The following is a 15864-nucleotide window of genomic DNA, read 5'->3' as shown; positions in this document are numbered from 1 at the left end:
ACATTGTAATCAATTTCTAAAGGTTTTACCAAAATTTTGACTGAAAATTTCCAAGCTTAAATATACTTACTGCCCTCTCTCACGCTCAGTGGTGCCATGTCTTTTCTATATTTTTGAAAAAAGCTACGCACCCACTCTGGATTAGTTTTTGAATAATCTCTCAGTGCCCAACCAATCGCTTTATTGATAAAAAATTCCTGACTGCCAAAATTAGCCAGCAAAATTTCTTCCAAGAGCTTTGTATTTGTCTGACTCTTACGTCCCAACTGATGTTCAATTGCCAGACGTCTTACCCAAAAATTGTCATCATGAGCACAGCTGCGCATCAAATCATCTATCCGCCTGTCAGTAAGACCGATGTTACCTATAATCTGATCTAAAAAATCAATGCTATCCCACCATTGTCTGTTCCTGACAAAATTTTCCAACTTAGGAATATCATCAAATGACAAATAGTTTTTCATAGCGCGTAAATAGTCTCCAACAAAATATTGATACTCACGTTGTGGCGCCTGCCAGCAAATCTCTAACAGGTTCCAATCAATTACCTTTCTTCTTCGCTCAGTAGCTATCAAATCTTTATAGAGCGCCCTACGTTGGGGAGTTTGAATGCCATAATAAACAAACTGATTTTTCATATAAGCAGCCATTTGCCTTGCCTTATCAGGATTGGCTGACGCTTCAAAACGTTTTTGTAACTCATCAAAAATCATCATGAAAATCTCTCAAATACTTCTAAAATTTTTTGCCTAAGATCAACTGTACTGATTATCTCATCAGCATAAGGTTGCAATAAGTCGAATTCTCCAACCTGTACAGAATAAGCTGACGCTTCAAACATTGCAATATCATTCTTATCATTACCAAAAGCAACAAAATTCTTCCCCAGCATCTTAACGATAGTTGTTGCTTTATTCGTCATGTGAGGATTAAGGTAGAGACATTTTTCATGAGCATGATAATCTACATCTAATTGTTTGGTGGCTAACAAGTCATGACAAAACTCCTCAACAAGTTCCTCGCGTTCTCCCATATAAATCACCATCTTAATTGGATTATACAGCTCATCAATAGCCAATTTCTGTGCTAAATTCAAAGGATCAACACTCTTGATAAAGGGAATTTTTTGATCATAAAAACTAGCATAATTAAAATCATCATCCACAAAATAGGGCAACTGATAGTTGTGACAATAAGAAAGTGCTAAAGCATAAGCATTATTTTCTAAATGTTGATGAAAAATCAAATCCCCTGCTTCATAAGCAAGTCCGCCATTTAGCCCAATCACCAAGTTATGCGCCAGCTGATTTCCCAAAACATCTATGCAATCACGATAGGCACGAGCTGAAGCAAAAACCACCCTGTGACCAAACTTTGGGGCATTCTCTAAAATTTCCTTGATATCTGCTGAAATTGTTCTGCGGTCAAAACAAATAGTACCATCTAAATCAAATACAAAATTCATGTCATCATTGTAACAAAAAACTCAACCTTTTTCTAGGTTGAGTCACTTCGCTTATCTTAGATTTTCTCCAAAGCTAAGCGTAAATCTTCAATCAAGTCGTCTGCATTTTCGAGACCAACAGAAATACGAATTTGGTTTGGTGTGACACCACAAGCCAACAAGTCTTCTTCTGACAATTGTTGGTGTGTAGTCGTTGCAGGATGAACGACTAATGATTTAGCATCAGCAACATTGGCCAAATCTGAAAATATTTCAAGGTTATCAATAACATTACGTGCCTCATCTTGCCCTCCTTTGACATGGAAAGTAAAGATGGAACCAGCACCTTTTGGTAGATACTTTTGAGCTAATTCATAGTATGGACTTGAAGACAAACTTGGATAATTGACCTTTTCAACTTTAGGGTGTTTTTCTAAGAAATCAACGATTTTTTTAGTGTTTTCGACGTGACGCTCAATGCGCAATGATAAGGTCTCCAGACCTTGCAAAAGTAAAAAGGCATTAAATGGTGACAAGGCTGCACCAGTATCACGAAGAAGCTGTACACGAAGGGCTGTGATAAAAGCAGCCGGACCAATATCTCGAGTATAACTGATATTATGATAAGACGGATCTTCGTCAACAAATTGTGGGAATTTTCCAGAAGCTGCCCAATCAAACTGACCAGAATCTACAATAACACCTGCAATCGTTGTCCCATGACCACCGATAAATTTCGTTGCAGAATGAACCGAAATATCTACACCGTGTGAAAAAACATTGATGAGGTAGGGGGTCCCAAAAGTATTGTCAGCTACCAGAGGAATCTTATGAGCATGTGCAATATCAGCAATTTTTTCAATGTCTGGTATGTTAATCAAAGGATTACCAAGAGTTTCAATAAAAACTAGCTTAGTATTATCTTGAATTGCTGACTCAATTTCATCAAGTTTATCAACGTCTACAAATGTTGTTGTAATACCATAACGTGGTAAGGTTTCTTTCAGAAGATTAAAGGTACCACCATAGAGGGTTGTAGCAGCAACCACATGATCGCCAGCGTGTGCTAAACCAAGTACAGTATAGGTAATAGCAGCCATCCCTGAAGCCGTTGCCAAAGCACCCACACCTTTTTCAAGAGCTGCAATCCGATCTTCAAAGACTGCAACTGTCGGATTTCCAATACGAGTGTAGATGTTCCCTGTTTTCTTCAAACCAAAAAGGTCTTCTCCTTCTTGGGCATTGTCAAAAACGTATGAGGTTGTTTGATAAATTGGTACCGCACGTGACTTTGTCGTCGGGTCAACAGTTTGTCCAGCGTGTAGTTGAAGGGTTTCAAAACTCAATTCTCTTGCCATGATTGACTCCTTGTCGTAAAGTTTTGACAACATTCTAATTAATGTTATCTTTTAAATTGTCTTTATTGTACTCTATTATTTTTACTTACGCCAATAGTTTTTATCTATCAGAGTGATAAATAATATCTATAATAGATTGAGAATATGTTTATCCCAATCCCCTAAACATTCATTTCGAAAACGATAGAAGTTCTTTGACAGCATATTGCACATTATCTGACTGTGCGATGGCCGAAATAATGGCAATGCCATCGGCACCATTATGATAAAGATCTGCTACGTTATTCACTCCAATACCTCCAATCGCGACAATTGGAATATCTGGGGCGTACTGTCGTATGTCACGCAAACCTTTCACCCCGATGGCTCTGCCAGCATCATCTTTAGAATTGGTCGGGAAGATTGGTCCTACACCTATATAATCCACTTCATCAACTGCTGACTCTTGGTATTCTTCTATTGAACCAACAGATAGACCTATAATTTTGTCAGGAAATAATTCTCTTGCCTTTGTAATTGACAGATCCTCTTGGCCTAAATGAACACCATCTGCATCAAGAGCCAAGGCTAAAGAAACGTCATCGTTAACGATAAATGGGACATGGTAATGATGACAAAGTTCCTTTACTTTCCTAGCTAATTCTATTTTTTTATATCCTTGTAGAGCAGTTTCTCCTTTTTCACGAAATTGAAAACAAGTCACACCTGATTTCAAAGCCTTCTCAAGAATATCTAGAAATTTCCCTGAAGCGCAGTTCGCAGTACCACACACAAAGTATACTTTTAGAATATCTTTGTTCATGAATAGTCCTCAACTTTTTTCAATTGCTCAAGATCGTCATGACAGACCTGATGTAAAGCATCTAAAAATGCTATCTGATAACTTCCAGGCATGTGACCATCTGTTTTTTGAGCCGCCAACTCACCAGCAATATTATAGACTGAAAGTGCTTCCTCTAGGCAATTTAACAAATCATCTTCCTTAGCTAATCCAATAAAGGCAGCTAGAACAGCACCCAATAGGCAACCTGTGCCTGTCACCAGGGGCATTTGCGAATTACCATTGTATAGTAATTTAACATATCCATTAACAGCGATAGCATCGATTTTCCCAGTAACCACGACTGGTATTTGAAAATATCGACTTGCTGCCAATGCAAGTTCTCCGATATTATCTACAGACGATGAATCTACTCCTTTACTTGCGACCTTTTGACCAATCAGGGCTGCGATTTCACTAGCATTTCCTCTCAACAATGAAATCTTATGGTGTTCTAAGAGGTCAAGTGCAACATTTTTACGAAATTGCCCAGCACCAGCTGCTACAGGATCTAAAACCGTCCGAATATCATATCTCTCCGCAATGTCCAAGGCATCCTTATAAAGTTGCCAATTTCTCTCATTTAGTGTCCCGATATTGACCAGCAAAGCACTGGCTTGCGGTAAAAAATCTTCTAAATCATCCTGATATTCACTCATAGCAGGTGAAGCACCCAAGGCTAAAAGACCATTAGCTGTAAAATTTTTTACCACATTATTGGTAAGACATATAGTTAGAGGTTGTTCTTGTTTTAGTTTTTCGAGATAAGTCATCTATTCTCCTTTATAGGTTATGTGATTAACAGGTCCATTTCCATGCCCCAATTCAGGTGCAGTTCTAATGGCTTCTGTGATAAAACGTTTTGCGGTTGCAACCGCTTTTTCAATGGGATGACCCTTTGCTAACTCTGCTGTAATGACCGCAGCATAAGTGCAACCTGTTCCGTGAGTGTGCCTAGTCGGAATACGATCAGAACGAAATGTCAAAATATCACCGTTTTCTAAGAAAAGAACATCGGTCGCCTCACCTTCCAGGTGCCCTCCTTTTATCACGACATTTTTAACGCCAAATTGTGTTTGAATAGTTCTACCAGCTTGGTAAATAGAAGCTTCATCAGGTATTTTTGCTCCACAAAGTACTTCAGCTTCTGGTAAATTAGGAGTGATAATCATTGCAAGAGGTAAAAGTTTTTCTTTAAGAGACTGCACCGCGTCCTGACTAATCAGCTGATCACCGCTAGTCGCTACCATAACAGGATCTAAGACATAGGGACTGTCACTATTCTTCAAATACCAACTGATACGTTCAATTGTTTCTATTTCTGCTAACATCCCTGTTTTAATTGCATGGGGCTTAATATCCGAAAAAACACTTTTAAGCTGAGCCTCCAGGATAGACTGTTCCAGATGACAGATGGCTTGTACACCTTGTGTGTTTTGTGCTACAACACTCGTAATAACCGACATTCCGTACACCCCACGCGCTTGAAAACTTTTCAAATCTGCCATAATTCCAGCACCACCACTAGGATCTGTACCCGCAATACTTAAAGCAACTTGTAATTTAGACATTTCGTACCTCCTTAGGCCATTCTTCCTGATTTACAGCCATTTGAAAAAATAGACGCTCATGTTGGCAACTTTCTAAAAAAACACGAATCACTTTTTTTCTCTCCTTATCTGTCAAATGTTGACTATACTTCTCTAGCAAATCAAAATAGACACTCAAGCAATCTTCAGCAATAGCATTGTTTGCATAGAAATCAAACCATTTTTTAAACGAATTATCAGCAGTAATTTTTCCACCACCCAATACTCGTTTTGCAACTTGCTGATAAATCCACGGACATGCAAGCATTGCAGCTAAAATATAAACCAACTGATTGCAGTTTAGATGATAATACAAATGCTTAATGTAATGATCTGCACTTGGATAGCAATCTTTGTCCATTACAATTTCATGATAATCTTTTCCAACCACCTGTGCCAAATACCTATGCGCTTCAATTTCATGCTCAAAGATAAATTCAATTTGATTCAAAAAGAATTTTTTAGTTGTTTTATCTGATACTTTGGCAAAAAGCTGAGCATAAATATCTGAAAATTTTTCAAGATAGATAGCATCTGCTTTCAGATAATGTGAAATAGCTTCAAAAGATAGCGTATCTGTAACCATCCCTTGAATAAAATCGTCTTCTATGATCTTCTTAATAAAAACATTACTATAAATTTTACATTCATCGGTAATCATTACTATCCTCCTTTATCATCGGCATACCTTTTTAATGATAAATAGCTAAACGTTTAATTGTAGATTGAATCCACTACTTTTGAAATAATCTAACTAAGTTGCCTTGACCTACTCCCAAAATATACAGAGCCAGTTCAATCTTGGATGCTTCTATCAATCACTCGTTAAAAATAAAAAGTAAAAAAATACATATTCGTTCTTCCAAAAAGCCTCTGGTTTTCCTTTTTTTTACAAAGTAGCTAAAAATGTGACTGGGGTGCAGAAAGATAAATGAGTGAACTGACAAAGCTGGCTATTTCTTTAAGTATTATGGCTCTTCAAAAAATAATAAAAAACACCATCTGAAAACTCAAATAGTGCGTTTTTATTTAAAGCTACTGAAAAAAAACTTTTGTCGTCACAAAAGAAACATCTTTCAAAGATTTAAGCGCAACAAAAATACCTCGTTGCTCACACATTTCCCTTCGCCAGTTCTAACTGTATCAGGTTCAATGGGTATAATCTCAGCTTTTACGCACCCCAAATGCTTTATTTAATTACAAACCAACTATACCATAATCACTTTTATTCTGCAACAATTTTCAGAAAATTTTTTGCTAACTTGTCCACTTTATCCGCTAGAAAATCTTATCATACTCAATGAAAATCAAAAGTAGCCTAGGAAACGAAGCCGACGATAGAACTTGAGTTCATCAAGGCAAGTTGACAACGGATAATTTTGATTTTCGAAGAGTATCAGATATAAAAAGAGCTGGAACACATGTGTCCAGCTTTCTTATATTTTCAGAGTCTCAATTAAAAGGTATAGAGAGAAAGTAAGGATATAGAGGTGGCGGGCCTAAATCAAATCACTTCACATGGCACCATTTTTTTAATGTTATGATTTTTTCTCAATCGGAGCTAGACTTGCTAGAAGTTTTTTAAGTCCCACCTCAGGGAAATTAATTTTTAATTCTTGAGCCTTTCCTGTCCCACTAACTGCCAGAACTGTGCCATCACCCCACTTTTTATGATGGGCGATATCTCCAATTTGCCAGTCAACCGACGCTTTTTGAAGGCTATTTTGACCAAAAGGTTGTCCTCCAGAGTTTTTTGAAAATGGCTGAACTTTGGACTTAGATGACGTTGTATAGTCTGGTTGTACCTGAACTTTTCTGGCTTGCAGTGCTTGTTGCAAGCTCATCCCCTGACCAAATTGTCTTGCTCCGCTATTGGCATATGTCGCACTGAAAGATGTATTTGCAGGCCGCGCCAATCCTTGATACTGCAATAGATCAGTGGAAATTTCATTGAGGAAGCGGGTTGGACGATTGTAGTTTGTCTTACCATACAGAATACGACTGTTAGCATTTGTCAAAAAGAGAATTTCCTCCGCCCGAGTAATTCCGACATAGGCCAGACGCCGTTCTTCTTCCAATTCATCCTGATCTTCAGAAGCGCGTGATAATGGGAAAACTCCTTCCTCCATTCCAATCAAAAAGACAACTGGAAATTCTAGACCTTTGGCAGCATGAAGAGTCATCAAAGTAACTTCAGCTGTCTCTTGGTCGCCATCATCCGTATCGGCAATCAAGGCCAAATCATTCAAGAAGCGCCCCAATTTATCCAATCCACTTTCATCAGGTGCTCCATCTGTATTGTTGTCATCAAAGTTCTTGGTAACAGATAGAAATTCTTCAATATTTTCAATTCGAGCCTGACTCTCTAAGGTATTTTGAATCTGTAGTGCCTCCAAATAACCCGATTGATCTAAAACCTCTTCCACCAACTGTGTTACAGTCAGATTATCTAACCTATCTCTAAGCTTGAGGACAAAGATAGCAAAGTCTCCAATAGCTTGAGCAGCTTTACCTTTGATTGGTGACAGCATGATATTTTCTGAGGCATCTAAAAGGCTCATTTGGCGGTCATAGGCAAAGAGACGGATTTTTTCCAAGGTTCCCGGTCCAACCCCACGTTTAGGCTCATTAATAATGCGCTCATAGGAAATATTATCTGAAGTATTGGCAATCAAATTGAGATAAGAAATAACATCACGAATTTCCTTGCGGCTGTAAAACTTAGTCCCGCCAACCATAGTGTAGGGAATATTTGACTTTAACAAGGCCTCCTCAATAGTCCGCGACTGGGCATTGGTCCGATAAAGGACAGCAAAGTCCTTGAAGTTTTTACCCGTTTCACGAACTAAGTTATCAATAGTAGAGGCCACAAAAATGGCTTCATCGCGCTCATCATTAGCACGATAATAGACAATTTGTTCCCCGTCAGCATTCTGTGTCCAGAGTTTCTTGTCTCGTCGATTGTGGTTATTTTGGATAACATCATTGGCAGCTTGCAGAATTTTCTTGGTTGATCGATAATTTTCCTCTAGCAAAACAACTTTAGCCTCTGGGTAATCTTTTTCAAAATCCAAAATATTCTGCATATCCGCACCACGCCAACCGTAAATAGATTGATCCGCATCTCCTACCACACAGATGTTTTTAAAGCGGGAAGCCAAGAGTTTAACCAGCTGATATTGGGCATGATTGGTATCTTGATACTCATCCACATGAATGTACTGATAACGTTGCTGATAATAAGCTAGAACATCAGGATTTTGATCAAAAAGACGCAAGGTCATCATAATCAAATCATCAAAGTCCATGGCTTCCGAACGGCGTAATTCTTCTTGATAGACCTTGTAGCACTTGGATACAATTTGGGTATACATATCACCTGCTTGATGGTCATAAGCCACTTCGTCTAAAAGATCATTTTTGGCATTAGAAATGGTTCCCAAAATTGAGCGCTCATTCCATTTCTTTGGATCAAGATTAAGATTTTTCAGAATGCGTTTCATGAGCGTGCGCTGCTCGCCAGGATCAATAATGGTAAAATTGCGGTTGTAGCCAATATGGTCTGCTTCACGACGCAAAATGCGAACACACATACTGTGAAAGGTTGCAATTAGCGTATCAGCTGTTGCAGGATTGAGAGCCATGGCACGTTCTCTCATTTCACGCGCAGCTTTATTGGTAAAGGTGATGGCTAAAATATTCCAAGGATTAACAAATTTTTCATCAATTAGGTAAGCGATTCGGTGAGTCAACACACGTGTCTTACCAGAACCGGCACCAGCCATAATCAAAAGCGGTCCTTCTGTTGTCTGTACCGCTTCTGCTTGCTTATCATTCATACCATTTAATAAAGGATTCATTTTTTCTCCCTTTCAGTTCAATTCGAATCGGCTTTAAAATTATACCATTTTTCAAACTAAAAGGGGAATTTCTATGATGTTTTTTGCTGACACATCTCAACAAAATAGCGATGAACATCCAAAGAATCAGTTACTTCAGGATGAAAAGCTAATCCAATTTGATTGCCGTAACGAACCCCAACAATTTTTCCTTCAACCTTAGCTAATACCTCTACCTGTTCAGCAATTTTCTCGATGTATGGAGCTCGAATAAAGGTGAGAGGAATATTACCGATTCCTTTGAATTCGCTTTGCACGGCAAATGATCCTAGTTGACGTCCATAGGCATTACGTTTGACTGTAACGGGTAATGTCGCCAGATGTTGTTGGTCATCATTAGATAAATGCTCTGCCAATAATATTAAACCAGCACATATTCCCATAACTGGTAAACCAGACGCTATTTTTTCTCTCAAAATTTCTAATAAACCTAATTCTCTCAACAACTTCCCTTGGACAGTTGATTCTCCACCTGGGATAATAAGCCCGTCCATTTCATTTTCCAAATCTGAAAGCTGCCTAATTTCAAAAGAAGGGATACCTAAGCGAGCTAAACACTTCTCATGTTCAATAAAAGCACCTTGTAGTGCTAAAACTCCAATTTTCATCCTTACCCCCGTTTAAATACCTCTTTCAGCCATTAAAAGTTCAATTTCACCTTCGTTTATACCAACCATTGCTTCACCTAAGTTTTCTGACAAGCCTGCAATCAATTTTGCATCTCTGAAATTTGTTACAGCTTGAACAATAGCAGCTGCACGTTTAGCTGGATTTCCAGACTTGAAAATTCCTGAACCAACAAAGACGCCTTCTGCACCTAGTTGCATCATCAAGGCTGCATCAGCAGGTGTGGCAACACCTCCAGCCGCGAAATTAACAACTGGCAATTTATGGTTGTCATGGACATATTTCACCAAATCGTATGATACCTGCAAATCTTTTGCTGCTTGATACAATTCATCTTCTGATAACGATGATAAACGATTGATTTCTTGGTTTAGCTTTCGCATATGACGAACTGCTTGCACAATGTCACCTGTTCCTGGCTCCCCTTTAGTCCTTATCATGCTAGCTCCCTCTTGAATGCGACGAAGAGCTTCCCCTAAATCTTTAGCTCCACAAACAAAAGGAACATCAAACTGATTTTTATCAATATGAAAAACATCATCAGCAGGAGATAACACTTCACTTTCGTCAATATAATCAATGTTAATGGCCTGTAAAATTTGTGCTTCAACAAAATGACCTATTCGTACCTTTGCCATAACTGGTATTGAAACAGCATCTTGGATTCCCTTAATCATCGCTGGGTCGCTCATTCGCGACACTCCACCAGCTGCACGAATATCTGCTGGAATGCGCTCCAAAGCCATGACAGCACATGCTCCCGCTTCTTCAGCAATACGAGCCTGTTCTGGCGTTGTAACATCCATAATGACCCCACCTTTAAGCATCTGCGCCAGTTGCTTGTTCAAATCAAAACGTTGGTTTACCATAAAATCCTCCTAAAAATCAGCAGATATCATTCCTCTCAGTAAATTATACTTTTTATAGTTTTACCTCTGTGAATTATCTACCTAATATTTACTTTTTATTTAAGATTTATTATAATTAAAACTGACTTGATTTAAATAATCATTTTAAAACTTTTTTGTAAGGTCAGATTGTTAACTATGCTTACTTATTCACTACACACCTCCTCCAAAATTCCTTTATATGAGCAACTCTATCAAGCTATAAAAACTGATATTTTAGAAGGAAAACTCAAAGCCAACGAAAAACTTCCTTCAAAGCGCAATTTTTCCAAACATCTTGGAATTTCAGTGGTCACTATTGAGACGAGCTACCAACAACTTCAAGCCGAAGGATTGATTTACAGTCTCCCCAAAAAAGGCTTTTTTGTAGCACAAATTCAAGTACAAAGGGTTAAGTCTGAAAAAAAGATAAGATTAGTTTCAGATTTAAAGATAAGGTCAGAAAATCCCAAAACAAAATTCAATCTGGGTTCTAACCAAATTAATCCAGAAACCTTTCCATTTGCGACATGGTCAAAATTACTACGTTCAGTACTTAATGATAATCAAGAACAACTTGTAGAACATTCTCCTAGTCAGGGAGTTCTGGAACTTCGACAAGCCATCGCCTCACACCTCAATGCTTACAGAGGTATGGCTGTCGATCCGCAGCAAATTGTCATAGGCGCTGGAACAGACTATCTCTACCTTCTTCTTATCCAGCTTTTGGGGCCAGAAAAGACTGTGGCTATTGAAAATCCTGGCTATCCCAAAATTAAGAAAATCTACGAACAATTTAAAGTTAGCTATCAGTTTCTGCCTGTCCAGAAAGATGGGATTGATTTGGCTAGTCTAAATAAAAGCACAGCAGACATTGTTCACATCTCTCCATCACATCAATTTCCAACTGGAGCAATTTTACCAATCAGCAAACGCTATGAACTTCTTGCTTGGGCAAGCCAAAAGAAAAATCGTTTCATTATTGAAGATGATTTTGATAGTGAATTTCGTTTTGGTGGCAAGCCGCTACCTAGCCTTCAAGAAATTGATCATTCTGATAGGGTCATCTATATCAACACATTCAGTAAAAGCCTTGTTTCGACACTTCGGATTAGTTATATGATTTTACCTCCTCAACTCTTACCTCTTTTCCAAGAAAGACTTGACTTGTATTCTAATACCGTGTCTAATCTGGAGCAATATACTCTGGCAAAATTTATTAAAGACGGTTACTTCGAAAAACACCTCAATCGAATGCGACTATATTACCAAAGGAAACGAGATGATGTCCTCAAAAACTTCAAAGAAAGTTCCTTGTCAGAGCACATTTCAATCATAAATAGCTCATCTGGACTTCACTTTATCATAGAAATGAAAACGACAATTCCCGAACACACTATTTGCCAAAGAGCACTAGAGCAAGACCTCTCACTAATACCTGTTTCTTTCTTCTATCATGAGGAAAATACCTTCTGGTTAAATTGTTTCATTGTCAATTATAGCAACATCAAATCAGTGGATATTACCAATATTATCAGTATTCTGGAAAATATTCTTCAAGAGAAATGAAAAATTAGCAAATTACACAAACATTTATCAGAAACTCTATTGACAAAGTTCGTTTTTTCATATAATATAAAACCACAATCAAATACAAAACCGAATGATGTCATTCAGGAGAAGAAAGCTAGGCTTTCGCCGAAGGAGTTGCACTCTCAGGTGTCGTAAGACGGGACTGGTTGACTGACGGACTTCTGGAGAGACCTTTTTGTCATCCCAGTATTGCTGCGATGACAAAAAAGGCGCCGAAGGGGCAAGGGGGCTTTTATTCCCACCCAATCTCTCAGGCAAAAGGACAGAAGATAAGAAACTCCCTATCTCTTATTCATAGATGATATTATTTTTGAGTAGAGTTTAGACCTTATCTTGTTAATCAAAAGGTTGGATGAAAAATCCAAACCTTACTTTTCAGAGTTCGTTTTAACGTCTCAGCATGATAGTTGAAGAGTAGATTTATTCGTGTTATACACTATAATTCTGACCATATCAACTGTGCAGCGACAAAAAACGAACTCTTTTCTCTCTTTAATTCTTTTTCAGTTCTATTGTTTGACTTCCTAGGTTTTAAAAAAGGAGAATGACTTTTTTATGTTGAAATTTTTCACAATCCTTGACAATATTGTCTGGGGAGCACCTCTGCTTATTTTGTTAGTTGGTACAGGAATTTACTTGACGGCTCGACTTGGTTTGTTGCAAGTCATCCGATTACCAAAAGCTTTCAAACTTATTTTTGCCGACGATAAGGGGAACGGAGATATTTCAAGTTTTGCTGCCCTTGCAACTGCCCTTGCTGCAACAGTAGGTACTGGTAATATCGTTGGGGTTGCCACAGCAATCAAATCTGGTGGTCCAGGAGCTCTTTTTTGGATGTGGATTGCTGCTTTCTTTGGAATGGCAACTAAATATGCAGAAGGCTTACTCGCCATCAAATATCGCACCAAAGATGACAATGGTGAGATTTCTGGCGGTCCAATGTATTATATCCTTCACGGAATGGGTAAAAAATGGAAACCCTTAGCAGTTTTCTTTGCTGTTGCAGGAATCCTTGTTGCTTATTTTGGTATTGGTACTTTTTCGCAAGTCAATTCCATCACTTCTTCACTCGAGAATAGTTTCAATCTTTCTCCAAAACTTGTAAGTATTGTAATTGCCATCGTTGTTGCGATTATTATCTTCGGTGGTATTCAGTCTATTTCGAAAGTATCTGAAAAAGTTGTCCCTTTTATGGCAATCATTTATATCATCGCTACTCTTGCTGTTATTCTTTTGAATGCTAACCAAATCATCCCTGCCTTTAGTCAAATCTTTGCGGGTGCTTTCACAGGTACTGCTGCTGTTGGTGGCTTTGCGGGTGCTGTTGTCAAAGATGCCATTCAAAAAGGGATTGCACGTGGCGTCTTCTCTAATGAATCTGGTTTAGGGTCAGCTCCTATTGCTGCTGCCGCTGCTAAGACAGAAGAACCTGTCGAACAAGGTCTCATCTCTATGACCGGTACTTTCATTGATACCATCATTATTTGTACATTAACTGGCCTTTCAATCATCGTTACAGGAAAATGGACTGTTGAGGGCTTAGAAGGAGCTCCACTCACACAAGCAGCCTTCTCCTCTGTATTTGGAAATCCTGGTTCGTTTGCTTTAACTTTCTGTCTGGTTCTTTTTGCCTTTACAACAATCCTAGGTTGGTCTTATTATGGTGAGCGTTGCTTTGAATTTCTCTTCGGTACAACGCACATTAAGCTTTACCGCACTATCTTCGTTCTCATGGTCGCACTTGGTGGTTTCTTAAAATTAGAACTCATCTGGGTTATTGCTGACATCGTCAACGGTCTTATGGCCATCCCAAACCTTATTGCTCTTTTGGCACTGTCGCCGATTATCATCAAGGAAACACGTCATTATTTTAATAAACGCTAACATAATGCTGCTGGGACAAACTGCCCAGCGCTTTCTATTTTAATCTCTATTAATGCTAACTTTTAACGATCAAATCACACTTTTTTACATAGCTGATCACCCTATGTTTGAAATATAATCAATCACTTGCTGCACTGAAAAGAGAAGCAGACACAAAACCTGAATTTTTTTTGCCATGTCACTATTTTATGGGTTAGCTTCCATCAATACCTATTAGCGCAAGTGCTATTTTTCAAAAATTGACAAATCCACTTCTGACTTATATAATAATAAAGTTAATGTTAGCTTTTGTCTAACAAGAAGAATGATCAGACTTAGGAGACTTTTATGTATCAAATTCTTTCGTCCATGGACAGTTTTGTCTGGGGACCACCACTTCTTGTTCTTTTGGTTGGAACAGGAATTTACCTATCAGCACGGCTTGGTTTACTCCAAGTTTTTAAACTCCCCAAAGCCTTAAAATTGATTTTCACTGCTGAAAGTAAGGGCCAGGGGGACATTTCGAGTTTTGCAGCCCTTGCCACCGCCCTTGCAGCAACTATTGGTACTGGAAATATTGTCGGAGTTGCGACAGCCATTAAACTTGGGGGACCTGGTGCCCTCTTTTGGATGTGGGTAGCTGCCTTCTTTGGAATGGCGACAAAATACTCAGAAGGGGTATTGGCTATCAAATATCGGACAAAAGACGCCAATGGTGAGGTAGCTGGTGGTCCAATGTATTATATCGTAAACGGATTGGGTAAACGCTGGAAGCCGCTAGCTATTGTCTTTTCAATTTTTGGTGTCATGGTCGCCCTCCTTGGATCTGGAACCTTCACTCAGGTCAATTCCATCACAGAGTCGTTAAATAACGCCTTTGGTTTGCCTGCTACTATTGTCAGTATCATACTTGCTGTCATTGTTGCGATTATTATCTTTGGGGGTATCCAATCCATTTCTAAAGTAGCTGAAAAAATTGTTCCCTTTATGGCCATTATTTATATTCTGGCTGCACTCATTGTCCTTATCTTCAACACTGGTAATATCCTTCCAAGTATTGCCCTCATTTTAAAATCAGCTTTTACAGGTCAAGCGGCAACAGGTGGCTTTGCTGGCGCTACTATGATGATTGCTATTCAATCAGGTATTGCACGCGGTGTTTTCTCAAACGAATCTGGTCTCGGCTCAGCTCCAATTGCAGCAGCGGCAGCCAAAACCGAAGAACCTGTCGAACAAGGGTTGGTATCCATGACTGGAACTTTCATTGACACCATTATCGTCTGTACACTGACAGGTTTAGCTATTATCGTTACTGGAGGTTGGTCTAGCAATCTCAACGGTGCAACATTGACTCAGCATGCTTTTGCAACTGTTTTTGGAAATTTTGGTGTTTTCGCACTAACAATTAGTTTGGTCCTTTTTGCTTTTACAACCATTTTAGGATGGGGATATTACGGAGAACGTTGCTTTGAATTCTTGTTTGGTACACGTGCCATTCCCGTTTACCGCTTAATTTTTGTACTTATGGTTGCACTTGGAGGCTTTCTTAAGCTTGAATTAATCTGGGTTCTTGCTGATATTGTTAATGGTCTCATGGCTATTCCAAACCTTGTTGCACTCCTTGGGCTATCACCAATCATTATCAAGGAAACAAAACGTTATTTTTCACAATTATAGTCGTTAGCCGCCTGAAATATATGGCGGTTTTTCATATCGAAATTGTGGTATAATGGGTACTAATAGCTATTTTTTCGTACTGTCACCTCTGAGTTCAGTGCGCAAGA

Annotated in this window: 13 protein-coding genes and 3 riboswitches; of the genes, 3 read left to right on the top strand and 10 right to left on the bottom strand. The window is 38.7% G+C overall.

Annotated elements, in window-relative coordinates; genetic code table 11:
- Nucleotides 1–56: 56 nt before the first annotated feature.
- From ABZ559_RS06580 to pdxS, 10 genes are all read right to left on the bottom strand, one after another.
- Complete coding sequence (locus ABZ559_RS06580) at nucleotides 57–716, bottom strand: DNA alkylation repair protein (protein WP_367005627.1); 660 nt, start codon at nucleotides 714–716, stop codon at nucleotides 57–59.
- The gene (locus tag ABZ559_RS06575; RefSeq protein WP_367007606.1) at nucleotides 713–1465 is read right to left on the bottom strand and encodes an HAD hydrolase family protein; all 753 of its coding nucleotides are present in this window, start codon (nucleotides 1463–1465) and stop codon (nucleotides 713–715) included. The genes ABZ559_RS06580 and ABZ559_RS06575 overlap by 4 nt, the downstream gene beginning before the upstream one ends.
- A 56-nt stretch (nucleotides 1466–1521) precedes the next feature.
- Nucleotides 1522–2802, bottom strand: a complete 1281-nt coding sequence (locus ABZ559_RS06570; protein ID WP_367007605.1) for an O-acetylhomoserine aminocarboxypropyltransferase/cysteine synthase family protein — start codon at nucleotides 2800–2802, stop codon at nucleotides 1522–1524.
- 169 nt (nucleotides 2803–2971) lie between these two features.
- Nucleotides 2972–3604 (bottom strand): thiamine phosphate synthase, encoded by a 633-nt coding sequence (thiE, locus tag ABZ559_RS06565; RefSeq protein WP_367007604.1) that lies wholly within the window; start codon nucleotides 3602–3604, stop codon nucleotides 2972–2974.
- The gene (gene thiM, locus ABZ559_RS06560; protein ID WP_367007602.1) at nucleotides 3601–4395 is read right to left on the bottom strand and encodes a hydroxyethylthiazole kinase; all 795 of its coding nucleotides are present in this window, start codon (nucleotides 4393–4395) and stop codon (nucleotides 3601–3603) included. The genes thiE and thiM overlap by 4 nt, the downstream gene beginning before the upstream one ends.
- Nucleotides 4396–5193, bottom strand: a complete 798-nt coding sequence (gene thiD / locus ABZ559_RS06555) for a bifunctional hydroxymethylpyrimidine kinase/phosphomethylpyrimidine kinase (RefSeq protein WP_367007600.1) — start codon at nucleotides 5191–5193, stop codon at nucleotides 4396–4398.
- On the bottom strand, nucleotides 5186–5872 hold the full coding sequence (gene tenA / locus ABZ559_RS06550; RefSeq protein WP_273415397.1) for a thiaminase II: 687 nt from the start codon (nucleotides 5870–5872) through the stop codon (nucleotides 5186–5188). The genes thiD and tenA overlap by 8 nt, the downstream gene beginning before the upstream one ends.
- Nucleotides 5873–6314: 442 nt before the next feature.
- Nucleotides 6315–6404, bottom strand: a riboswitch (TPP riboswitch).
- A gap of 345 nt (nucleotides 6405–6749) precedes the next feature.
- On the bottom strand, nucleotides 6750–9071 hold the full coding sequence (gene pcrA / locus ABZ559_RS06545) for a DNA helicase PcrA (protein WP_367007599.1): 2322 nt from the start codon (nucleotides 9069–9071) through the stop codon (nucleotides 6750–6752).
- Between the two features lie 71 nt (nucleotides 9072–9142).
- On the bottom strand, nucleotides 9143–9718 hold the full coding sequence (gene pdxT / locus ABZ559_RS06540; protein ID WP_367007598.1) for a pyridoxal 5'-phosphate synthase glutaminase subunit PdxT: 576 nt from the start codon (nucleotides 9716–9718) through the stop codon (nucleotides 9143–9145).
- A 12-nt stretch (nucleotides 9719–9730) separates the two neighbouring features.
- Nucleotides 9731–10606 carry a pyridoxal 5'-phosphate synthase lyase subunit PdxS gene (gene pdxS / locus ABZ559_RS06535; protein ID WP_018375848.1) on the bottom strand — a complete coding sequence of 292 codons (876 nt, stop codon included), beginning with the start codon at nucleotides 10604–10606 and terminating at the stop codon, nucleotides 9731–9733.
- Between the two features lie 177 nt (nucleotides 10607–10783).
- Between pdxS and ABZ559_RS06530 the strand changes: the two genes are divergently transcribed.
- The 3 genes from ABZ559_RS06530 to ABZ559_RS06520 all read left to right on the top strand — a co-directional run bounded on the left by ABZ559_RS06530 (nucleotide 10784) and on the right by ABZ559_RS06520 (nucleotide 15757).
- Nucleotides 10784–12193 carry a PLP-dependent aminotransferase family protein gene (locus ABZ559_RS06530; RefSeq protein WP_367007597.1) on the top strand — a complete coding sequence of 470 codons (1410 nt, stop codon included), beginning with the start codon at nucleotides 10784–10786 and terminating at the stop codon, nucleotides 12191–12193.
- A 95-nt stretch (nucleotides 12194–12288) separates the two neighbouring features.
- A riboswitch (glycine riboswitch) is annotated at nucleotides 12289–12368 on the top strand.
- A riboswitch (glycine riboswitch) is annotated at nucleotides 12369–12493 on the top strand. It begins immediately after the preceding riboswitch.
- Nucleotides 12494–12772: 279 nt separating this feature from the next.
- A complete protein-coding gene (locus ABZ559_RS06525; protein ID WP_273415358.1) occupies nucleotides 12773–14101 on the top strand; it encodes a sodium:alanine symporter family protein in 1329 nt (442 codons plus the stop codon).
- A gap of 327 nt (nucleotides 14102–14428) precedes the next feature.
- Nucleotides 14429–15757 carry a sodium:alanine symporter family protein gene (locus ABZ559_RS06520; protein ID WP_367007596.1) on the top strand — a complete coding sequence of 443 codons (1329 nt, stop codon included), beginning with the start codon at nucleotides 14429–14431 and terminating at the stop codon, nucleotides 15755–15757.
- Nucleotides 15758–15864 lie beyond the last annotated feature (107 nt).

The sequence above is a fragment of the Streptococcus sp. ZY19097 genome, from assembly GCF_040731245.1.
In the GTDB taxonomy this organism is placed as follows: Bacteria; Bacillota; Bacilli; order Lactobacillales; family Streptococcaceae; genus Streptococcus; species Streptococcus orisratti.
Note: the sequence above shows the minus strand (reverse complement) of the source record. Positions and strands in the feature narration are given on the sequence as shown.